This is a genomic window from Mesorhizobium australafricanum, assembly GCF_033977265.1.
Taxonomy (GTDB): Bacteria; Pseudomonadota; Alphaproteobacteria; order Rhizobiales; family Rhizobiaceae; genus Mesorhizobium; species Mesorhizobium australafricanum.
Genome location: NZ_JAVIIT010000013.1, coordinates 92,783 through 115,628, shown reverse-complemented (window position 1 = coordinate 115,628; position 22,846 = coordinate 92,783). Strand labels below are relative to the sequence as shown.

The 22,846-nt window shown below is 64.3% G+C and carries 14 protein-coding genes; 6 read left to right on the top strand and 8 right to left on the bottom strand.

Annotated features, from left to right (window positions below; translation table 11 throughout):
- Window positions 1-106: 106 nt before the first annotated feature.
- The 4 genes from RFM98_RS23030 to RFM98_RS23015 all read left to right on the top strand — a co-directional run bounded on the left by RFM98_RS23030 (window position 107) and on the right by RFM98_RS23015 (window position 5,516).
- Window positions 107-2,656, top strand: coding sequence for a caspase family protein (locus RFM98_RS23030; protein WP_320310983.1), 2,550 nt, complete (start codon window positions 107-109; stop codon window positions 2,654-2,656).
- Window positions 2,657-2,675: 19 nt separating this feature from the next.
- Window positions 2,676-2,966 (top strand): hypothetical protein, encoded by a 291-nt coding sequence (locus RFM98_RS23025; protein ID WP_320310982.1) that lies wholly within the window; start codon window positions 2,676-2,678, stop codon window positions 2,964-2,966.
- A gap of 197 nt (window positions 2,967-3,163) precedes the next feature.
- On the top strand, window positions 3,164-4,270 hold the full coding sequence (locus tag RFM98_RS23020) for an OmpA family protein (protein WP_320310981.1): 1,107 nt from the start codon (window positions 3,164-3,166) through the stop codon (window positions 4,268-4,270).
- A 40-nt stretch (window positions 4,271-4,310) separates the two neighbouring features.
- Entirely contained in the window at window positions 4,311-5,516 is a 1,206-nt protein-coding gene (locus RFM98_RS23015) for a caspase family protein (RefSeq protein ID WP_320310980.1), read from the top strand.
- Window positions 5,517-5,656: 140 nt separating this feature from the next.
- Here RFM98_RS23015 and RFM98_RS23010 read toward each other — a convergent pair whose 3' ends face one another.
- The gene (locus tag RFM98_RS23010) at window positions 5,657-6,217 is read right to left on the bottom strand and encodes a DUF6931 family protein (RefSeq protein WP_320310979.1); all 561 of its coding nucleotides are present in this window, start codon (window positions 6,215-6,217) and stop codon (window positions 5,657-5,659) included.
- A gap of 279 nt (window positions 6,218-6,496) precedes the next feature.
- Here RFM98_RS23010 and RFM98_RS23005 point away from each other — a divergent pair, with 279 nt between their 5' ends.
- Complete coding sequence (locus RFM98_RS23005) at window positions 6,497-7,033, top strand: OmpA family protein (RefSeq protein ID WP_320310978.1); 537 nt, start codon at window positions 6,497-6,499, stop codon at window positions 7,031-7,033.
- 240 nt (window positions 7,034-7,273) lie between these two features.
- Here RFM98_RS23005 and RFM98_RS23000 read toward each other — a convergent pair whose 3' ends face one another.
- The 7 genes from RFM98_RS23000 to tagH all read right to left on the bottom strand — a co-directional run bounded on the left by RFM98_RS23000 (window position 7,274) and on the right by tagH (window position 20,106).
- Window positions 7,274-9,721, bottom strand: coding sequence for a M23 family metallopeptidase (locus RFM98_RS23000; RefSeq protein WP_320310977.1), 2,448 nt, complete (start codon window positions 9,719-9,721; stop codon window positions 7,274-7,276).
- The gene (locus tag RFM98_RS22995; protein ID WP_430682341.1) at window positions 9,718-10,128 is read right to left on the bottom strand and encodes a DUF1036 domain-containing protein; all 411 of its coding nucleotides are present in this window, start codon (window positions 10,126-10,128) and stop codon (window positions 9,718-9,720) included. The genes RFM98_RS23000 and RFM98_RS22995 overlap by 4 nt, the downstream gene beginning before the upstream one ends.
- 101 nt (window positions 10,129-10,229) lie before the next feature.
- On the bottom strand, window positions 10,230-12,770 hold the full coding sequence (locus RFM98_RS22990; protein ID WP_320310975.1) for a serine/threonine-protein kinase: 2,541 nt from the start codon (window positions 12,768-12,770) through the stop codon (window positions 10,230-10,232).
- Window positions 12,767-13,546, bottom strand: coding sequence for a PP2C family protein-serine/threonine phosphatase (locus RFM98_RS22985; RefSeq protein ID WP_320310974.1), 780 nt, complete (start codon window positions 13,544-13,546; stop codon window positions 12,767-12,769). The genes RFM98_RS22990 and RFM98_RS22985 overlap by 4 nt, the downstream gene beginning before the upstream one ends.
- A gap of 117 nt (window positions 13,547-13,663) precedes the next feature.
- On the bottom strand, window positions 13,664-17,191 hold the full coding sequence (tssM, locus tag RFM98_RS22980) for a type VI secretion system membrane subunit TssM (RefSeq protein WP_320310973.1): 3,528 nt from the start codon (window positions 17,189-17,191) through the stop codon (window positions 13,664-13,666).
- 25 nt (window positions 17,192-17,216) lie between these two features.
- On the bottom strand, window positions 17,217-18,578 hold the full coding sequence (tssL, locus tag RFM98_RS22975; RefSeq protein WP_430682340.1) for a type VI secretion system protein TssL, long form: 1,362 nt from the start codon (window positions 18,576-18,578) through the stop codon (window positions 17,217-17,219).
- A 445-nt stretch (window positions 18,579-19,023) separates the two neighbouring features.
- On the bottom strand, window positions 19,024-20,106 hold the full coding sequence (gene tagH, locus RFM98_RS22970) for a type VI secretion system-associated FHA domain protein TagH (RefSeq protein WP_320310971.1): 1,083 nt from the start codon (window positions 20,104-20,106) through the stop codon (window positions 19,024-19,026).
- A gap of 413 nt (window positions 20,107-20,519) precedes the next feature.
- On the opposite strand from tagH, the gene RFM98_RS22965 reads away from it, so the two are divergent.
- The gene (locus RFM98_RS22965) at window positions 20,520-22,844 is read left to right on the top strand and encodes a type VI secretion system Vgr family protein (protein WP_320310970.1); all 2,325 of its coding nucleotides are present in this window, start codon (window positions 20,520-20,522) and stop codon (window positions 22,842-22,844) included.
- Window positions 22,845-22,846 lie beyond the last annotated feature (2 nt).

Genomic DNA, 22,846 nt, shown 5'->3' with positions numbered 1-22,846 from the left:
AGGGCGCGTCCTTGCCGTCTTGGCAGATTGTGAAGTCTTTAACAGACCACGATGCCGCAAGCTGCGTTCTTGCGGCCGACAGGTGATAGCAGTTAGGGATTTTGCCATGCTGCGACGCTGCGCGCTGATTGCAGCCTTGATCCTCGTGGGCCTCACGACAGTGCAGGCCCATGCCGATCGAAGGGTTGCGCTTGTCATCGGCAATTCCGAATACCGCGAGATCCCGGCGCTCAAGAATCCGGACAAGGATGCCGAGGACGTGTCGAACACGTTCCGGCTGGCCGGGTTCGATGTGTTCGTCGCCAAGGACCTCACCAAACTCCAGTTCGAGAAGGAGTTCCGCAACTATCTCGCGGCGGCGGACGGCGCCGATCTGGCGATCGTCTATTATTCGGGTCACGGCTTTCAGATCGGCGGCGAGAATTTCCTGATCCCGGTCGATGCGTCGCTCAAGGATGCAGCCGACATCGAGGTCCAGGCGGTCAAGCTCGACGACGTCCTGCAGCAATTGCGCGCCAAATCGAAGATCCAGGTGATCATCCTCGACGCTTGCCGCAACAACCCGTTCCCGCGCAAGGACTACTGGCTGCGCGACCAGTTGATTGCGGCCGGCGGCACCGGCCTTGCGCAGGTGAAAAGTTCGCTGAACACTCTGATAGCCTTCGCCACGGAGCCCGGTGCGGTCGCCTATGACGGCTCCGGGGATCTCAGCCCGTTTTCATCCGCCTTCTCCCGCCGTGCGCTGGCACCGAACCAGGAGATACGCTCGGTCATGGCGGCTGTGCGCCGCGACGTGGTCGAGGCTACCAAAGGCGCGCAGGTTCCGTGGGAGAATTCCTCGCTGATCGACGAGGTGGTGCTGATGCGCCGCGCCAACCGGCCGGCTTTGCCGCCGGTGCTGGAGAAGACCGTGCCGTCGGGTGTCGGACCCGTCGCGCTCGGCCTGCCGGTGCCGGTCGATGTCGACGGCGGCGCGGTCACCGTCAGCATTGAAAGGCCGCCGGCGCTCGGGCGCCTGATCCTGGACGGCAAGCCGGTCGCAACGGGTGAGCCGATAGCGGGAAAGGATCTGCCGCGGCTCGAGATGGATGTACCGAAGGGCGCCGGCGCCGAGGACGAAGTCGACATGCTGGCCTATGCCACGCATGACGAATGGGGCGGCGCATCGCAAGGCATCCTGGTATTCCGGGTCAAGAATGGCGAGGGCGCCGCGGGCAAGCAGCTCGTGGCCTCGCTCGAGTCCGAGCAGAAGCAGGAGACGGTGGAGCGCGGCATCCACATCACCGGCGCCGCCGAAGCGATCGAGAACCGCGACATCAGCGTCCCGGTCGGTGTCGGCCCGGTGCCGCTGAAGCTGGATTTCCCGACCAAGGATCCCGCGGTCAGCCTGAAGCTCGCGAGCTATCCGGCAACGGGAACGCTGTCCCTGCCGGATCGGACCCTGTCTCCGGATTCCAGCCTGATGGCCGATGAGGTCGACCAATTGCGTTACGAACCGCAGATCGGCGCCGTCAAACCACTGATAGTCGGCGTCGAAATCCGGGCTGACAACACTTCATCCAAGCCGGCGACAATGAAGCTGTCGCCAAGTGTCGACCCCTGCGACAGGGAGGCCGGCGAGCCTCTCGACTTGCAGGGCGTCGTCCCCGGCCTGCTGCCGAACGAAATCAGCAGCAACGCCGTGGACGTCTGCCGGGCAGCGGTGAAGGCCTATCCGGACGTCGCTCGCTTCCATTACGAGCTCGGACGGGCGCTGTTGGCGGCCGGCAAGGTCGATGAGGCCAAGAAGGCGATCCAGGAGGCTGCCGACAGGGGGCATGTCCGCGCGGTGTTCGAGCTCGGCTACCTCAACGCGACCGGGACGGGAATGCCCACCAACCGCAAGCAGGCCAACAGCTTCTACGCTGCGGCATCCGACAAGGGCGATCCCTACGGGATGACGTCATGGGGCCGCGCGCTGTTCAACGGCTACGGCGTTGAGCGCGACACCGGCAAGGGTCTGGATTTGCTGCTCAAGGCGGCGGCGATGGGCCACACCTATGCCATGAACGACCTCGCGGCGATTTTCACCGAGGGCCGTAACGGCGTGCCCGCCGATGCGGCTAGGGCCGTTGCCTTCCTCAAGGCTGGGGTCGAGCGCCAGGACATGTATTCGATGAACCTGCTCGGCCGCAATTATCTCGCTGGCACGGGAGTCGAGAAAGACCCCAAGACTGCGCTCTCGCTCTTCCAGAAATCGATGGACCTCGGCCAGCCTTACGCTCCCGGCAGCCTTGCGCGCATGTACAGGGACGGCGTCGGCGTGCAGCAGGATCTTGCCGAAGCGCAAAGGCTGTTCGAACTGGCTACCAAGCGGGGCGATCAGTCGGCCGCCTATGATCGTGCGGCTCTGGAGATGCAAAGGGGCGATAAGGCCGACCAGGCCCTGGCCGCGCGCTACCTTGCGTTCGCCGCTGCGCTCGACCTTCGCAACGAAATTCCGGATGCAAGGACCACGCTGGCGAAATTCGGAGCCAAGGCCAAGACTGCCGCTCTGAAGCAGATGCGTGGGGAACTCAAATCGAAGATTTTGGCGGACGGTTCCTTGGACGATCAACTGGTCAAGACGGCCAGGGCGGTCTGGGAACAGGCCAATCCGCGTCGGGACTTGTTCTGACCAACAAGGAGGCAATGTGGTGGGCTGGGGATCGAAACAGATAATCGTCGCAACAATCCTGTCCGGCGCCCTTGCTGTCGCAGGGTGCACGACCGTGATGCCCACGGCCGAGCCGGCTCCGACGGTGAAGCACAGGACGAAGGTCGTCCGCGCGACAACCGCGCCAAAGATCGTCAAGCAGAAGAAGGTCACCGCCAAGAAACTGATCAGGCCCGTGCAGGAAGAAACCACACCTGTCGTCGTGCCTCCCTTAGGCGGTGGCAGTGGCGGCGGCGGTGGCGGTGGCGGCGGTGGTGGTGGTTGGGGATGAGCGTTTGACGGCAGCCAACTCGTTGCGACGTTGCCATTGATTGCCGTCGCTCGCTTGCCTCCGTCTGGTCGGCCATTTCCGCAGCCAGGATTTTGGACTTGGCGAGCGGCTAGAACCGCTCGCCAAGTCGGGGCAAGTGCTCTATGCTCCGGTCACGTGCCGGTATCGATATAGGGTTGTCCTTAGGGGGGCGTTCCATGGTCGAAGTCGTCGCATTCTGGCGGAGCATGCGTTTGGAAGCCGCCGCGCGATCCGCCGCTTTCATCGTCGCTGCGCTGTTCGCGTTGTCGCTATTCGAACCGCAAGCCGCCGACGCCGCGCCGAACTGGACGCTCGATCCGTCCGCTTCGGTGCTCACCTACCAGTCGGTCAAGAAGAACACGATCGTCGAGACCAACAAGATCAGGAACATCACCGGCACCCTGAGTTCCACCGGCGACGCCAAGATCAGCTTCGACCTCAATTCCGTCGACACCGGCGTCGACCTGCGCAACGTTCGCATGCGCTTCCTGTTTTTCGAGACCTTCACCTATCCGACGGCCGAGGTCACGGCGAAGGTGGACCCCGCGGCATTCGCCGATCTGCCGACCAGGCGCCGGGTGAAGACGACATTGCCGTTCCGCCTCAGCCTGCATGGCGTCGACAAGGATCTCGAGGCGAGCGTCGTCGTCACCATGATCAGCGACACTCAGGTTTCCGTCGCTTCGGAAGCACCCGTCGCGGTCCATGTCGAGGATTTCGGCCTGCTGCCCAACATCGACAAATTGCAGCAGGCGGCCAATGTGACCAACATCGTGCCCACCGCGTCGGTGTCCTTTGATTTCGTCTTCACGGCCGACGGCGGCAAGCCGGCCGCCGTGCAGACCGTTGCGGCCGGCACTGCCGAGGTCGGTCCCGTCGCCACCGATGCCGCGAAGGCCAATTTCAGCGACGAGGAGTGCCTCAACAGGTTTGCCGTGCTCTCGCGCACCGGCGCCATCTATTTCCGTCAGGCGAGCGCAAGGCTCGACGCCAAGAGCCGCCCGCTGCTGGCGGAGGTCGAAGGCGTCGTCGGCAAATGTCCGGCCCTCAAGGTCGAGGTGTCCGGCTACACCGATTCCGACGGATCGCCCGAGGCAAACAAAGCGCTCTCCGAACGGCGCGCCCGGGCGGTCGCCGACGCGCTTGTCGCCGACGGCGTTCCGCGCAACCAGTTAAGCTCCGCCGGCTATGGCGAGGACAAGCCGGTCGCCGCCAACGACACGCCCAAGAACAAGGCGCTCAACCGGCGGATCGAATTCTCCGCCAGCAAACTCGCCAACTGAGGTCGCGGTGAGTTCTGGTCCGATCGCCTTTTGCGGTGGCATGCTTCGCGCTGCGGGGCTCGTGGCGCTTGCCCTGCTTTTGACGATGACGGCCGCGAGTGCCGAGCGTCGCGTCGCGCTGGTGCTCGGCAACTCGCAATATCAGCATGCAGCGGCGCTCGCCAACCCGGCGCGGGACGCGCAGGCCATGGCCGAGCGGCTCAAGAACCTCGGCTTCGAGGTGGTCTCCGGCTTCGACCTTACCAAGCAGCAGACACAAGGTACGGTTGCCCAGTTCGCCAGAGAGGTGCGCGGCGCCGACATCGCCCTTTTCTTCTATGCCGGCCATGGCCTGCAGGTCTCCGGCAAGAACTATTTGCTTCCGGTCGATGCCGCGCTCGAGGACGAGACCTCGCTGGATTTCGAGGCTGTCTCTGTCGATTTCGTCCTGCGCCAGATGTCGCGCGAGACCAGCATCAGGCTGGTTTTCCTCGACGCCTGCCGGGACAACCCGCTTGCTGAGGTGCTGGCGAAGACCGCCGGCATAAAAGGCGCAAGCAGCGGCCTTGCCGAAATCCCGATCGAAAATGGCGGTGCCGGCACCCTGGTCGCTTTCGCCGCCAGCCCGAACCAGCTTGCCTATGACGGGTCGGGCGACCACTCGCCTTTCACCACCGCGCTGCTCCAGCATATCGGCGAATCCAATGTCTCCATCACCGAAGCGATGAACAGGGTGACCAGCGACGTCTTCAAGGCGACCGCCGGCAAGCAGCGGCCCTGGATCAATGTCTCGCTGACCACCGAGGTCGTCCTCCATAAGGTCGATCTCAACGCGCCGCTGATCGTCGGCGAGGCGGGTGCGCCGCAGGGCGAAGCGGGTTCCGAGACGCGCAATACGGGCGCGGCATCCGGCCGGACCGACGACCAGCTTGCGCTCAATGCGCTGCGCGAGAAGATTCCGAAGCTGGCGACGGACGGGCCGATCTTTTTCGATCGCCCGGTCAAGTTCGGCGACCCGGCGATCGACGGCAAGAGCATCGCCCAATTGATCAAGGGAGAACCGCTTTTCAGTCCGGTCGAAGGCCTCGACAAGTCGGTCTGGCAAGGCAAGCACTGCGACGGCTGTCATCAATGGAACGAGACCCGCCTCTGCGAGCAGGCGAAGAATTTCGCCGCCAACGACGTCTCCGTCCTGCGCCTCCAGCATCCGCTCGGCACCCGCTTCAAGGTCGCGCTCGCCAGGTGGGCGCAAGGCGGCTGCCAATGATCGTAATGCATGTCGCCCAGAAGTGTACGCGGTTCTGGGACAACGACATGCATAAAAACAAGGACTTAAAGCGCGTCGCGCTGAAACGGTTTCAGCGCGACGCGGTTTAGGGCATTCAGAATGTTGCTGGCGGAAAGCCCCTAATACGCGTCGACCGATAGTCGTTGCGCCTCCATCTCCACCATCTGGATTCCCATTTCGACGAAAGCTGAGAGCACGCCAAAGCGGTCTGCTGTCGAGACACGGGCCAGCCCCGCCAGGATCCCGGCGTTGACAGCGTGGGCGGCGGGAAATCCGGTCGATAGCATGTCGAAAGCCGGTTCACGCCATGCCGCTGACAGCGCGATCCACTGAGCCGGCGTCGCCGGCGACAGATCGACGGCGTCGCTCAGGGCCGCTCGATGGTGGGGATTGCCGGGCTCGCGCACCCAGTCGTTCACAAGCGCCAGCAATTCGAGATCCCTGTCGGCAAGGAGCTCTGCGAGATTGCTCAGGCATTCATGTCCCCACCAGACCGCGGCGCGTTCGGGCAGGAGGTAGGCACAGAACGTGACGGCTTCCTCCGGCACGCGTCCGGCGAGCAGGGTGCGGCAAAACTCGAGCGGGGGCTGAGCGGCGGCCGGCGATTTCATGTCCCGGGCGATCGCGGGACAGGCGAGAAAGAGATCCCTTGCTGTTCTGTATCCGAGTTCATTGGCCATGGCTGCCGCACCCCGAGAACCGGCGAAATAGCACTCAAGCCTGCGGCCGAGCGCCGGTCAAGCCTCAGCCTTCGAAGCAATTCCAGGAAAAGTGCTATGCGGCTTTCCGTCTGCAATTGCCCCAGAACAAAACAGCTGGAACGTTCGCCGTTTCACGGAAACGGCGAACCAACTCTATCAGGCCGCGGCCACTGGCAACGTGCGCTTGTTCACAGACAATCCCTTCAAGATTTGATATAGTTCGCTCCAGCGAAACCAGCTCAAACAGGAGTGACGGTCATGCGGTGGGGCAGCTCAGCCTTGGCATTGGCGGCCGTGCTTTTTTCAACGCACATTTCCGCCGATCCGCTTCAGAAATCGGAAGACATTGTGAAGTTCTTCGCCGGCCAGGGCAATCTCGGCGCCTCACGCGGCATCTGCGTCGGCACCGAGGAAGAGTGCAAGAGCAAGGCCGAGAAGAACGAGGCGCCGCCCCAAAAGGCCGGCCTCGATATGATGATCAATTTCGCCCTGGATTCGGCCCAGCTCGACCAGACCGCGCGCACGGAGCTGGACGAGTTCGCCAAGGCGCTGAAGGACAACCGGCTGAGCACGTTCAGCTTCGTCGTCGAAGGCCACACCGACGCGACCGGCACGGATCGTCACAATCAGGACCTGTCGCAGCGAAGGGCGCAATCGGTGGCGGCCTTCCTGACGGCGAACGGGGTTCAACCGACCCGGCTTGAGCCGATCGGCGTTGGTAAGTCGCACCCGCGCGTCGCCAATCCCTACGATCCGGTCAACCGCCGGGTCGAGATGCGGATCAGGACGGAATAGGCCGCTGTCGCCGGCCAGCTACTCATAGCGAAACAGCCGGAGGAGCCCTGCCCATAGGCCAGGGCTCCGCCTTGCCCTCAATCAGTTCTTGAGTGCACCGCCCAAAAGGATGGCGAACGCTTTCATGGAAACCGCGGCTAATGCATGTCGCCCAGAAGTGCAGCGGTTCTGGGACGACGACATGCATCAAAACAAAGACTTAAAAGCGCGTCGCCTGAATCCGGTTCAGCGCGTCGCGCTTTAGCCGGGCTCCAGCGTATTCTGGATCGAACTTATCAGCGCGGTGATTGCCTGCTTGTATTTTTCGAATTCCGGAGAGGTCTGCCGGACTTCGGTCGTGGTCGTCGCGGGCTGGCTCTGATCGGTCGCCACGCGCGGCGCTTTCTGCCCCATCTTGCGCTCGGCCCAGTCGATGACGTAGCCGACGCTCTTGCCGGTGAGGAACGGGTTGGCCTGGATGACGGCAGATCCGAGAACGGCGCTCAATTGCGACGAACCCGCGGCCGCCAGCACCTGATGCGCCCCTTCCATGCCGAGGAAATGGCAAAGATAGAGGCGCCCCGCGGTGATCTGGTGGCCGCGGGCGCGCAGATAGGCTTCCCCTTCGCGCGCCAGGTTGCGCACCATTTCGCGCGACAGTGTCGCGTCGTAGCGAAGCGCCAAAAGGTCGGCGGTCGAAAGCGATCGGGCAAGGTCGGGACGATAGGTGTTCATCATCCGGATCCAGGTCTTGGTGATGAATTGGCCGGCGCCGGTCGCCGACGACAGCGGGTTCTTGGCACGGGAGCTGCCGCCGCTTTCGACATGCACGATCCGGTCGGTCAGCGTCTCGACGGCGGAATCGCCGGTGCCGCCGGAGCTGACGGAAACGGCGGTGGCGACCGTGGTGACCGTCCCCAGCGGGTCGATCGCCTCGCCGTTCCGGTAGAGCTCGAAATGCAGATGCGGGCCGGTCGAAAGCCCCGTTGTGCCGATATAGCCGATGACGTCGCCGGCCTTCACCTTGGTGCCGACGCCACTGGCGATGGCGAATTTCTGCATATGCGCGTAGCGCGTCTCGCGGCCGTTGGCATGCGTGATCTTCACCAGATTGCCGTAGCTGCCGCCATCGCCCTGGAAGGAGATCTCGCCGTCGAAGGCGGCCATGATCGGCGTGCCGACCGGAGCCGCCCAGTCGACGCCCTTGTGGATCCGGACCGTGCCGAGGATCGGATGCTTGCGCGGGCCGAAGGTCGAGGTCATCACCCCGGCGACCGGCGTGACCATGCCGTTAGTGACGGTCAGCGAGCGGACCTGATCGTCGCCGGTCACGCAGGCATACTGGCCGTCGCTCTGCTGGAAGACGAAACAGTCGAGGCTCTTGTCCGAGCCCTGGACGCCGACATAGAGCACCCGTCCGGAGATCTCGCCCTGGCCGCGCGGCGTCTGCGAATAGATCAGCACCAGGCGCTGGTCCTCGCTGGCGAAGGCGTCGAGATCCTGCCCTCGGGACAGATACATGATCGCCTCGCCGATGACGCTGGTCGGCACCTTGTTGCGCGCCGCCGTCGAATAGATTGCGTCGAGCAGACGGTACTGGCGCTTTGGCCCGCCCTGGTCCGAGGCGCCGGAATAGTTGAAGAGGTCCTCGCGGACCCAGGGGTCGACGCCCGACACGAAGGCGCCGGCCGCGTTGCGCGTCAGGGTGCCGACATAGACGTTCTTCGCGTAGATGGAGACCTGCATCAGCGACATGGTCGTCGTCTCGCGGTTCGGCCGGAACCCGCGCATGGCGACGACAAAGCCGGACTCCAGCCCGTCGCGGTTGAACAGCGCTTTCAGCGCCTCGCCCGCAAGCCTCGCGTCATCGGCGGAGAAATGCGCGTCGAGCGCCACGCTGTCCAGGCTGCGGTCGTTGAGGATCTTCACGAAGGTGTCCTCGGTCGCCTCGAAGCGCTGATACTCGCTGGTGACGGTCGCAACGGTCGTGTTGTTCTCGATCGCGGTTTTCTTGAAGGCGGGAAGTGCTGCTTCACCCTGGTCGATGGTCTCGCCCCAGCCGGCCTCGGGGTCGTCGGCGTCGGCCTTGGGCGCCGAACCGGCGGCGGTGTCGCTTTCGTCCGGCGCCGCCTGGAGGTCATTCTCCAGGTCGCCCTGCTGATCGCCCTGTTGATCGTCGGGCGCCGCGGCTGGAGCGGGCGGGGCCGGTTGCTCATCGTCGGGTGCCGTTGCCGAAGGCGTGGGGGCGGCCTGCCGCTGCGCCTGGAAGAAGGCGAAATCCTCCTGCGTCGACGGGATTGTCGTCATGAACTTCTCGCTGGCGCTCAGCATCACGTCGGAGAGGATTTCGATCTGCGGCGAAGCCCCGGAACTGTCGAGCTCGGCCGGACGCGCCACCGTATGGCCCTTCGTCGCGGTGTCCGCGTCGGGCGCGAGCGTGATCCACATCGGATCGCCGGCCAGATCGATGATCGCCGGCACATAGACCGAGGCGTCGGGCGGCACGTCTTCCATGCCCTCGACGGGATGCAGCTCTTCGTCCTCGTCACCGAACGACCAATAGTCCTTGGTCAGGTAGAAGCCGGCGGCGACCGCAACGACGGCGAGCGTGGCAAGGCCGGCGAGAGCGCGGCGCCAGAGCTTGCGTCGGCGCTCGGCCAGGCGCGCCTGTTTCTTCTGCCTGAAGCTCGTGTCGATCGAGTGCGTCACGGGCTGTTTCCGGTCAGGAAATAGGTCCAGCGCACCTGCTCGAGCGTGTCGACCTCGACGAAGTGCGCCGCGATATGGCCGCGCTGCCAGCACTCGTCGATGCCGCGGATCGAGAAGCGCCTCCGATCGATGCACATTTCGGTCGATCCGTCGAGGATCGCGTGGCCGAAGACGTCCGTCGCGTAGAGGTAGATGTAGCGGTTGGTCAGCTCCTCGCGGATGACATTGACGCACTGGTTGGCGCCGATGGTCCACCAGCCGTCCGTCTGGTCGCCATTGTCGACCTTCTGTCCGACGGCGAGATTGACGACGTCGAGCGTCTGGTTGCAGACGGTGAATTCGGCATGCGCCTTGCTGGGCGAAAGGATTGAGAGCAGCGCCGCGCCGAGAAGCGCGGCAAGCGTCATGCGGCCCGGGAAGCTCGGCGGGAATCGGAGCCGGCTACGCTGCTTGCGTGGCGAGGGCTGGCACAATGAACGCGGGCGGCGAAGGTCCATCGGCGTTCATGCTATCCGCCAAGCCGGAAATACGTGGCCGTGGCGGAGAACTGCGATCCGTCGGCCTCGATCTCCTCGAGGATCCTGGGCAACAGCTCCGAGGCCGGCGTCGGTCTTGAGAACATGGCGGCCTGGATGTCCTTGGGCCCGGTGATCACCAGCATGATCTGCGGCACCGCTTTGCCGGTCGCCTTATCCGGGGCGGCAAGGCCGATCGGGATGTTGAAGGTCACCTTGTCGGCTTGCGGCACCATGCGATCGTCGAGGTTGAAAGCGATGCCCTTGTGGTCGATCAGCATTACGTTCGAGATGAGCCCGCCGCCCGTATACAGCGCGCCGCTGACCGGCGAGCCGTCCGGGACCGACGTCCGGTCGAGGACAAGCTTCGGCTTTTCAGCCGAGCTCCGGTCGAGAAGGCGAAGGAAGGTGGGTACTCCGCACTGGGGCGGGTTGATGAGGCGCACGCTGATGTCCGGCTCGATATGGAACCTGGACTGGAAATCGTTGAGCAATTGTTCGAAGGGCTGGACCGCCTCACCGAATCCCTCGATCGCTGGGGAAGCGCCGGGTCCCGATATCACGTTCGCGTAAAAACAGCTGCCGCCGCTGAAATCGCGTACCCAGGAGCGGCGCTCCATCCACTTGGCTGTATCCTGTTCTAGTGACGGAAGCGCCGGCTTGGGCACGTTGATGGCGACGTCGGTGTCGTCGGGCTGCTTGGTCGCCGGCGGCTGCGGTTGCGGCGCCGGCTGTGCTGGCGCGATCGGCGTTTGCGGCTGGCTGGCTGTTGGGGTCTGTCCCTCTGGCTCGGCCGGCGGGGCGGTCGGCTGCGCCGGTGCCTGGCTTTCCGGGGCCGCAGGACTGGAAGCCTTCGGCTTGGGCAACTTGGAAAGCATGTCGACGAGGTCTTTTACGCTGGGCTTGGCCGCCGGCGGATTTGTTTCCTGCACAGGCTTGTTTTCAGCCGTCTGGCTTGGCTCCGGCGTCTTGACCGCCGGCGGCTCGCCGGTCGGCTGCGCCGGCGTCTGGCTCTCCGCGGCCTTCGGCGCGGGCGCTGGTGTCGGCGATTGCTCTGCCGGCGGCTGTGCAGGCTTGGTCTCGACCTGGGGAGCCTGCACCTGGTTGTTGGCCTCGCTCTCCGGCTGAGTGGCGGGCGGCGTCGGCTTCTCGACGGGCGTCTTGACCTCCGCATCCGGTTGCGCAGGTGGGTTCGCCGTTTCGATGGTGGCGGCGCTGTCAGGCTTCGGTGGTTCCGGCTGAGGCACGGTCGGCGCCTGCGGCGGAGGTTTCGGCGCCTCCGGTTGCTGCGCTTCGGCCGCTGGTTTGGCTGCTTCCGCAACCGGCTTCGGCGTCAGCGGCTTGGATTTTTCCGCCGCCGGCGGAGGCGCCAGGATGCCGCTGAAATAAACCCCGCCCCCCAGCAGGACCGCGAGCGCCGCGACGCCGCCGGCGATGGCGGGCATCCGCGAAGCCTTTTTCGGCGCAGCCGGCGCGGGCGCGCGGGCCGGTGCGGCCGCCGGCACGGGCCGCGGCTCCGACAGATGCGCCGGACGCACATGCTCAACGAAGCGCGGCTCGCTGGGCGGCGTGGACGGCTGGGGCTTGGAGCCGGGCGGCGCCGTCCAGCCGGCACGCGGCAGGCCCGAGCGTTCGCGTGCGCCAAACGATACCGGCGGCGGCAATGTCGCCTCGAGATCCTCGCCGCGCGTTGCCCTGGCGATCTCGGTCATGCTGGCCGGGCGGTCGCGCGGATCCGGCTGCAGCATCGCTTCGATGAGTTCGTGGAAATCGGGATCGATATCCGACAGGTCCGGTACCGTCCGGCGTTTCTCGATGACCTCGTATTGCGAGCCGCTCATATCGAGCGGCTTTCCGCGCAATGCGGCGGCAAGCACCAGTCCGAGGCTATAGATGTCGGACTGCTCGCTGACCTCGCCGCCATAGAGACCGAGTTGTTCCGGCGAGACGTAGTTGTATTTGCCGGCGAACTTTCCGCCGATCAGCGTTTCACCGCCTACAGCCGCCGAGCGGGCGATGCCGAAATCGATGATCTTGGCGCGCTCCACCCGTCCGCCAGGCAGGATGATGTTGTCTGGCGAAAGGTCGCGGTGAACCGCGCCCGCCTGGTGCACTGCTGCGAGCCCCGATGCCAGTCGATGGCAAAGCCGACGCACATCATCCCCCTGCATCGGCCCGCGCCGCATGACATCGAACAGCGACTGGCCGTCCACGAACTCCATCGCAAGATAGGGGCGGCCGATCCCCGGATCGATGGTGAAGACGTGGTAGCGGACCACCGCGTCATGCGACAGATGGTTGAGGATCGACGCTTCCTTGCGGAACAGCGACAGGATCGTCTGGTCGCGGGCGAATTCGGGCAGCACGATCTTGATCGCCACATGGTCGCCGGTCTGGATGTTGTGGCCGCGGTAGACTTCGCCCATGCCGCCGGATGCGATCCTCTCGTCGAGCTCGTAAATGCCGCTGAGTTGCGTGCCGACACCGGTATAGGTGACGTTCGTCGATATCCGTGTCTTGTCGTCGTCGCTCATCTGGCCAGGGCCTCCGCTCCGGACCGATCCGAATGGTGCGCGCCGTTGTGCCCGCCGCCGATCTTCACGAGCACGATGGTCACATTGTCGGTTCCGCCGCGCGCCAGCACCGTATCCAAGAGGGTCTGGCATGCCGCGCGCGGCGTGGCGGATCTGACCGCTGCCTCGATCTCGGCGTCGTTGACATGCGCGGTCAGTCCGTCGGTGCCCAGAACGAAGACATCGCCCGGCATCAGTTCGCCCTGCTGGAAATCGATCTCCAGCTCGTCGCTGACGCCGACCGCATGCGTGATCACGTTGCGGCGCGGCCAGGTGAGCGCCTCCTCCGCGCTGATCATGCCGCGGTCGAGCAATTCCTGCACCTCGGTATGATCCTTCGAAACCTGGAAGATTGAGCCGTTGCGGACGAGATAGATGCGGCTGTCGCCGGCCCACAGGCAGGCGAACCTCCCATCCATGGCAAGCAGGGCCGCGAAAGTGGAGCCGATGGTGATGCCGCGCGATCGCGATATGTTGCGGATCTCGGCATTGGCGCGGCTAAGCCGGTCCTCGAAACGGGCGCGAAGATCCGGCGCCGAACTGGCAATGCCGATCGTCGCCAGGTGGTCGACGATGCTGGCCGAGGCGACTTCGCCTGCCTCATGCCCGCCCATTCCGTCAGCCACCACCCACAGGCCGGTCTGCGGTTCGATGAGGTAATTGTCCTCGTTGTGATCGCGCACGCAGCCCTTGTGGCTCACGCCGAAGCTCTCGATGGGGAGGGCGACAGTGCTCAATTTGCCACCAAGCGCTCAGCAGGCGTCCTCTGTGACCAGCCATGGGCCGCGTGCCCGGGCCACTCTGCCACAAGCGTGTACATTAGAGTACCGAAATGAAGGCTGGAGCCGGACATCTCAGAACGCCTTCGGACAGCTGAAGCCGGACAAGGCCGGCAGCAGCAAGGGATTGGCGCCCGAGCCGACCTGGATCGTGTAGGCGACATCGCGTCCGCCGATCACGAAACGGGCTTCGGCGTTGGCGCCGTCGCCGGTGATGGTCGCCTTGTCGAAAAGCCGCTTCAACGCCCACGGTCCTTCGAATTTGAGCGCGGACTCGCGGCCGGGCATTTCCGGCACAAGGCTGAGGCTCGCCGATCCGGACGCGGCGCCGCTCGGCCATGTCACGATGCTCGGCGCGTTGCCGGCTTGCGCGCTCTGGACCGTCTGCCCGTCGACGTTGAGCACAGCGCTATCGACTTCGCTGTTCACCGACGTGGGGGTGATGGTGATCGAGACCGAGGGCACCGAGCCGCCGGAAGGAAAAAAAGCGCTACGGATTTCCGCCGCCGACTGGAATGCCTTCAAGGTTGATTTTGCAAGGTCCTTGCTGGACCGCGCGTCCTGCTTCCAGGTCCATTCCTGGCCGGTCATGTCGATCAGCGGCGCAAGGTTCTGCGCGAAGAAGCGGTCCATCAGGCCGCCCGGCGCGAATAGCTTGGCGAAATCCGCCATCGAGATGTCTTGGCTGCCGTCGCTGGCGAAGGGATAGCGGCCGTTGACCGCTTCCTCGCAGGCGCGCGTCACCGTCTGGTCGAGGTTCTGGTTGAGGTTGGCGACTGAGGTCTCGGCGACATTGCCCTCGAATTCGTCCGCCGCCGCGTTGACCATCCGCGCCAGCGGCTTGGGCAGGCGAGAGACATTGGCGCGCAATGTCGAGATCTGCAGCTGCAGGTTGGCGTTGACGCGTTCGGTCTGAGAAGGGACATCGGCTGAGAGCTTCAGGCTCTGGAAGATGTCGTGGAAATTCTGCGTCAGCGCATCGAGCGGCCGGCGCCCGGCAGCCCCGCCGACCAGCGCCTGGAACGACCGGAACTGCGCCTCGACGCTCGCGCCGGCATTCTGCGCAACGGTCGAGCTCGCGCCGGCGCGGCTTTGCGACTTGCCGCCGGCGATCTGCAGGCCGATGCGGGCCAGCCCCTTGGCCATGCCTGCCGGATCCTCCTGCGCCGTGCCGGTCTCGCCCTCGGCGGCCGCGTCCTTCGTCAATGCGGTCTCGTCGGCGATCGCCGTGAACAGCTGGTCGAGAGGCGAGTCCGGCGACGCGACGGCGGAGAGCGCCAGATATTGCGGCTTGTCCTTCAGCATTGCCTTGAGTTTCAGCTGGTCGAGCACGCCGTTCCAGGCGGCGGCGAACTCCTTGCCGTAGCGGTCGATGAGCTCGGGACCGAGCTTGGGCAGGTCCTGGTCGATGCCGCCCTGCTCGCCGCCGCCGCCGAGCACCCACTGGTCGTCGACGAGCATCTGCGCGATGCGCGAGAGCTGCGGCAGGAAAAAGCGATTGAAGCCGGCGCGCGTGTAAAGGCCGGGGACCCGAAGATCGGCAAGCTCGCTGCCGTCCCTGCGCTCGAACAACAGCTGCGCTTCCGGACCGGCCTTCGCGGCGACGGAGAAATCTTGCAGCCTTGCCGCGTAGACGGCCGACTTGACCTGCGCCGAGGCGCGGTCGGCGAGGCTCATGCGCCCCAGCGAGCGTTGCGCGGCCTCGACCAGCGGCTGGTTGAGCTCGAAGACCGGATCGTAGGCGTCGTCAAGCGCAAGCATGGCTCGCAGATGCTTTTCGAGCTGTGCGCGGCCCTCGCGATTGTTTTCGCCGGGATAGCGGTTCTCTTCCCAGTCCTGCCTCATCCAGGAGACGATCAGTTCGTCGTCGACCTTCGGCGCCTTCCCACCCAGCATCAGGTAGATCTTAAGCGGCTCGTAGAGCGCGATCGGATCGGCCATCTTGGCCTGGATCGTCCGCTCGGCCTGCACCAGCAGCCGGGAGCGGAAAGTTCGCTCCAGCGCCTGCCGGTAGGCCGTCTTGGAGGCCGACAGCAGCCTCTCCCGCTGGCTGAGCCCGAACGTCTCCTCGATAGGCTTTCCCTGGTCGCCGTTTTCGAACCCGGCAGGCAGGTTGCGCAACTGGTCGAGCGGATCGATGACGTTTTCGAGATCGACGTCGGTCACCGTCGTGCTCATCAGCAGGGAATCGGCGCTGTCGCGATAATGCGCCATGGCTTGCCTTGTGGAGGCGATCAGCGACTTGTTGGCGAAGAAGCTGAGACCCAATACGCCGAGCACCGCGAATGCCGCCAGCGCGATCGCGGCCAGGCCGCCGAACCTGGCGAGCCTGGCGCGCCGCTCGGCGGCCCTGTCGAAGGACACCCAGCCCGATTCCGGGAACACCACATCGGCCAGCAGATCGTGCAGGAAGAAGCTCTTGCCGGCGCCGGACAGATGCGCTTGCGAAGCGCTGCCGAAACTGCGGCCGATCGCGCCCAGCACCTGATCGAAGGGCGTCCCTTCCTGGGTGCCCGACGAGAAATAGAGCCCGCGCAGGCTGACATTGACTTGGTTACGCGAGGTGTCGAACAGGCTGCCGACAAACTGCGTTATCCGGTCCTTCAGTGCCCCGAACTGCGCCGGGAAGCCGAACAGCGCGATCCGCGCCACCGGGTCGGCCTCTTCCTGCAGGCGGTCGGCGACCTCTTCGGCGAGCCGCTTCGCCAGCCCGTCGAATTCGGCAGGCGCCTCGCCGGCCATGTTCTTGGTGCGATCGGCGGTCTGGAATGTCGCGCCCCACACCTTGCGCCTGCGCGCCTCGTCGAAATCGCCGAAATAGTCCATGAAGCCGGAGACGAGGTCGGCCTTGGTGAAGAGCAGATAGACCGGGAACCGGATCTTCAGCGTCTCGTGCAATTCGCGCAGGCGGCTCCTGATTTCGGTGACATGCGCGTCGAGCTGCCGGTCGTCGAAGCCGATCAGATCGGCAAGGCTGATGGCGAGGATCACGCCGTTTATCGGTTGCCTGGTACGGTGTTTCTTGAGCAATCCCAGGAATGCGAGCCAGCTAGCCTTGTCGCGCTCGCGATCCGATTCCTGCGTCGTATAGCGGCCGGCCGTGTCGATCAGCACCGCTTCGTCGGTGAACCACCAGTCGCAGGACCGCGTGCCGCCGACGCCGGCCACCGGCTGCGCGCTGCCGGTGCCGGCAAGCGGAAATTTCAGCCCGGAATTGACCAGCGCCGTCGTCTTGCCGGCGCCCGGCGGGCCGATGATGATGTACCAGGGGATGTCATAGAGGAAATTGCGCTTGCCGCTCGTCCGCTTCAGCGTCGCGATCGCTTCGCTCATGCTCGCTTCAAGCACCTGTGAATCGTCGTTGCGCTCGTCACTGCGCACGATGGCCGTTTCGAGCGCCTTTTGCGCCTTGCGTCGCTGCCAGAAGCGAAGCCCGTAGAACAGCGCGAGCACCGCAACGGTGATGCCGATGATCGTGGCCCTGAGCCACACAGGCCCAAGCGGGCGCGTATCGGCGAAGCGGATCAGCGGCCCGGCGTACCAGACCGCCGCCGAGAAACCGGCGAGCGCAGCCAAGCTGAAGATGCGCAGCATCCAGCGCATCAGTGCCTTGCTCCGCGGCACCCGCTCACAGCGTCTCCTCCTTCGGGATCATGACGTCGACGCGGCGGTTCCTGGCGCGGCCGTCCGCCGTTCCATTGTCGGCTATCGGCTCGTCCTCGCCCTTGCCGTCGACACTGAGCCGTGACGGATCCTTCAATTGCCCGGCCATCATCGCCTGGACGGCTTTCGCCCGGGCGACGGAAAGATCGAAATTGGATTTGAACGTGCTCGACTTCTTCGGTTTCACATTGTCGGTGTGGCCGACGATCTTGATCGGTCCGGGTTCGGCATCGAGTGTCGTGGCGATGTCGGCCGCGATGGGCTGGAATTGCGGCTTCAGCTCCGCCTGGCCGGACGCAAACAAAAGCTGGTTGCTGATCTCGACGACGATGAACTCGCCCTTCTCGCCGACGCTCAGTCCACCGCCGGCGATCTCCTTGGCAAGTGCCGCGCGGATGCGATCGATCTGGGTCGTGTCTGGAACCGCGGGCGGCGGCGGGCTGGCTTGCACCGGCTCAGTGGGCGGCGCCACGCTGGCGCGCTCGATGGTGACGGGCGTCGACGGGTTGAGCGCCAGCAGCTCGCCGGCGGTCGCGTCGCCTTCGTCGGTGATCAGCACCCGCAATCCGAAGAAGGCCGCTGTCACCAGGGTCGCCGCTGCGGCCGCGACCGCCCAGAGCGGCAGCCGCGCCCTTGGCTTTGGCATCGCCGCCGCCATGCCTTGCCAGCGGGGCGACACGTCATCGGCGGCGCGCGGCTTGAAGTAGCGCAGCGTGTCGTAGACGTCGCGCCGGACGCGTTCGAGCGTGTTTCGGTCGCCCGCCAGCCCTCGATACTGGCCCTCGAAGCCAAGCGACAGGCAGGCATGCATCAGTTCGAGCAGGTCATAATGCGCTTCCGGCTTGGCGAGGATATTGTTCAGCGCTTCGTAGAAGCCGGTGCCCGTTGGTTGGGTGTGGAAGAACTGCGCCACCAGGCTGTGCTGAAGCCAGCTGTCCTTGCTCGGCCACGGCAAATTGCCGACAAGGTCGTCGGCGGTTTCGCAAAGGGCAAACTTGGCGATCCGCGCGTCTTCCTCGCCAATGCCGGCTTTCGCGATTGTACGGTCGAAGGTCTCGATCGCTTCGGCCATATGCTCCGCCAACGGTGCCGCCTGCCGTTCGACCGGCATCAGCCGCAATTGGCCGAAGAGGATCAGCAGCGGTGCCGCGGCGGCAAGGATCGGATTTGCCGCGGCGTATTTCACGCCTCGGGCGGCGTTGAGCAGGACATCTTGCTGCAACCCCGGCGTCGCATTTGCGGCCGCTCCCGGAGTAGGCCCTTGAAAGAGCACGGTTCCGGACGACCAGCCGGGCGGCATCTGCCGGCCGCCACCGGGATCGAACACCGTCGATTCCCTTGTGGATGATGGAGCGGGCTGCACGCCTTCCGGACCGGACCTCTCGGGAGCCGCAAGCGGTCGTTGCTTTGGCCGCGGCGCGCGGATCACGGTTTTGTCCGCCGGCCTGGAGGAATCGTCCTTCGAGCTCATCGGCGACGACCCACGGTCGCGGCGCAACGAGCATCTCTTCGGTCGGATGGGAGACGCGCTTCAGGCAGAGCCCCGGCGGCGGGCCGTATGGAAAGGCTCATTTCGCCGAAACATGACATTGCTGCACACGCCCCAAGCCACGCCGCTTTGCCCGCCAGGCAAGCGTCCCGGCGCATTCTAATCGCCCGGGCATCCAATTGAAACGGGCCGCCGATTGAAATCGGAAAGCAAGATGATCGAAGAGGCGGCTTCTTCTATGAGGCTCGTCACATACAGCCGGCGAGGGCCCGTGCCCGTGCGGCTATTTCTGCTTGTCGGCCTTGGCGTAGGCTTCGGCGAAATAGGCGAGGAAGACATCCAGCATGCCGTTCTCGTGCCTGTCTTCCATCGTCCGCCAGGTCGCGACAAGCGCATCCCAGGCCTGACTTTTCCTGGACGAGAAAGACGCAGGCGGAATTTTTTTGGCGATCGCCTCCGGCGACAGGTCGTCGAGCAGCCGGGACAGCGCCGCCTGCATGGCGGCGTAGGTGGCGATTTCGTGCGTCTTCAGATCCCGGAACGCATCCTCGATACTATGCCTGGCATCGAGATAGCCGGCCCTGCGCTTGGCAAACATGATCTCCAATATGTCGTCGGTGCCCGGCACGAATTTCAACGGGTTGTTGTCCTCGGCGCCGATCATCGTGCGGTGCGCGCTCTTGGCGAGCACCTTGGCCGCCGCGCGTGCCTTGAGCAGCAGTGAGAGTTGCTCGACCGTGGTCCTCAGCACCGCGCCGATCTCGGTGGCGACGTCGTGCGGATCACGCGACTGCAGCAATTCCGGCGCGATGCCGGCCGCCTTGGCGATCTCCCGCAACATCGCGTCCGCTTCCGCGGGCCGATTGGAGGCGGCTGCCGCCGGGCCGGGCTGCAGCGCCGAGGATGTCGACACCGGCGCCGCCCCGGTTGGACGCTGCTCCATCGGATTGGAGAATGGCCCGTGGCCGAGATCCAGGGGGCGGCCTGTCGAGGGTGGCGGCTCGCGTTGCGTCGACCCGGTCCTGGCCTGCGGATGACCGGTCGCGGCCCGTTCGTCTTCGATCGAAACGCCGACGACATAACGGCCGATCAGCAACCGGTCGCCCTGGGCCAGCCGATGCGGCCCGGCCATGCGTTGGCTCGAACCGTTGACGAAAGTGCCGTTGCGCGAGACATCGTAGAGCCAGAACGAACCTGCCTGGTAGCGGACCTCGCAATGCCGGCCCGAGATGAACTTGTCAGGATCGGACAGGGTCCAGTCGCAATTCTCACGGCCGATCTCGAAGCTGCGGTCGCGGACGGCGAAGCTGGCGGCGGTGCCGGCCGGCAACTTGTCGACATTGCTGATCTGGAGAGAGATGAACATCGGTAAGCGTCGCCGAACTTGGTCAATAAATACTTATTTTTCACCCAATTCCGGACGGAAAACCGCTGCGCGCCTTTCCCGGAATTGCTCCGGCATTCTAGCAGCTTGCAAGCCCAGCGGGAGAGGAGCGTTTCACACCGGCGCGCGGGCGCGGTTTAATGCATGTCGCCCAGAAGTGTGCAGCGGTTCTGGGACAACGACCATGCATCAAAACAAAGACCTAAAGCGCGTCGCCTGAATCCGTTTCAGCGCGACGCGCTTTGGCCATCGCTGTTATTTGGCCTCCATCAAACATGTGCTAGGCTGGCAGTCGTGCGTGCGGTGAATTCGAACGCTCCCGAACGTGATGCAGTTAATAGAGCGGGGGCTTCAAACCATCACACTGGCGGCCGCGTCGAGGAGGGGCACGACCCATGCCGAACGAACGTGCCACGGTTGTGCAGACCCCGGCTGGCGCCGACCTGACCTTCACCCATCTCATCGGCCGCGATGAGGTCAGCCGTTGTTTCGCCTATACCGTTGGCTTCGTCTCGAAGAACCGTGACGTCGATCCGCTGAAGATGCTCGGCGGCGTCGTTTCGGTCGAGGGCGAATCCGATCCGAAGCGTTGGTTCAGCGGCCTTGTGTCGGATTTCAAGCTTACCCGCATCGAGGACCGGCTGGCCTTTTACGAGGCCATCGTCAGGCCATGGCTCTGGTTCCTCGGCAATACCACCGACTGCCGCATCTTCCAGAACATGACGGCGGTGGAGATCATCGAAAAGATATTCTCGAAATACGGCATCGCCAAATTCGAGAAGCGGCTGCAGGGGTCCTATCCCTCGCGCGAATATTGCGTGCAGTACGACGAGAGCGATCTCGATTTCGTGCAGCGGCTGCTCGAGCACGAAGGCATCTTTTATTTCTTCGAGCATGACGAGGGCAAGCACACGCTGGTGCTGTGTGATGCGATGAGCAAGCTGAAGCCGGCGCCCGGTTACGAGAAGGTGCTCTATAATTTCGAAGGCCACGGCTCGCGGCGCGATGTCGAATACATTACCGAATGGATTCCGGGCAGCGCGGTGCGACCGGGTGCCTATGCCCATACGGATTATGATTTCGAGAAGCCCGGCGCGGATCTGATGGCGAAATCCGCCCAGCCCTTCGGCCACAAGGAGGCTTCGGGCGAAAACTACCGCCAGCCCGGCGCGCATCTCGATGTCGGGCGGGGCGACAAGATTGCGGGAATCCGTCGCGAGGAACTTCAGGCCGTGCACCAGCACAGCACGGCGGTGGGCACCGTGCGCGGCCTTTTCTCCGGCTGCAAGTTCACGCTGGAAAGTTTTCCGCGCGACGACCAGAATCAGGACTATCTGGTGGTCAGCGCCGAGTACCGGCTGTTCGATCCCGGCTATCGAACCCAGAACGAAGCTCACAGCGAGAACTTCAAGGTGGTGCTCGGCGCATCACCTACCAAACTGCCCTACCGGCCGCCGCGCATCACGCCGCGGCCGATCATGCGTGGGCCGCAGACGGCGACCGTCGTCGGCCCTTCGGGCGAGGAAATCTTCACCGACAAATATGCGCGCGTGAAGGTGCAGTTCCACTGGGACCGCCTCGGCAAGAAGGACCAGAATTCTTCCTGCTTCGTGCGCGTGTCGCAGACCTGGGCCGGCAGCGGTTGGGGCTTCATCCAGATCCCGCGCATCGGCCAGGAGGTCATCGTCGATTTCATCGAAGGCGATCCGGATCTGCCGATCATCACCGGCCGCGTCTATAATGCTGCTGAGATGCCGCCTTATGGGCTGCCGGGCAACGCGACGCAATCGGGCTGGAAATCCAACTCCTCGAAAGGCGGCGGCGGCTACAACGAACTGATGTTCGAGGACAAGGCCGGTTCCGAACTGGTCAATTTCCAGGCCCAGAAGGACCACCATCTGCTGATCAAGCATGATCGCAACAAGACGGTCCAGCACGACCAGTCCGACCGTATCGACCACGACGCCAAGCACTCAGTCGGCCACAACCTCGACGAGGACGTCGGCAACAACAAGACGGTCAAAATCGGCGTCGATCAGACGACGAATATCGGCAGCAATGACACCGAGACGGTTGGTGCGAACCGGTCATTGACGGTCCAGGCCAACGAGACCATCCACGTCGTTGCTAACTCCACGGAGAATATCGACGCCAATCATTCGCAGACAGTGGGCCTCAACCAGACGGTGACGGTGGGTGTCGCGCGCGTGGATACGGTTGGTGCCGCCGAAGCGAGAACCGTTGGTGCTTCGCAGACGAACACGATCGGGGCCACGCGGTCGGTGAGCGTTGGGATCAATCAGAGCCACAGTATTGGCGCCGCGGACAGTTGGGACATCGGTGCGGCGCAAACCGTCAATGTCGGCGCGGATCAGAGTTTCGCCATCGGCGGGGCGCAGTCGTCGCAGATCGGCAAGGGCAGGTCAGCAAAGATCGCTGCGGACGACGCAACCGATGTCGGCGGCGGGCATGCGCTCAAGGTCGGCAAGGGCAGCGGAATCCAAATCGCGGAAGACAGTTCAATCAAGGTTGGCAAGAATCTGATGATCGAAGCGGGCGACTCGATCACGCTCAAATGCGGTTCAGCGTCGATCACGATGAAAAAGGACGGCACCATTGTCGCTGACGGGAAGGATATTACACTCAAGGGCAGCGGCAAGATCACCGTCAAGGCCGACGGCGAGGTGATCGTCAAGGGAAGCACCATCAACAACAATTGAGG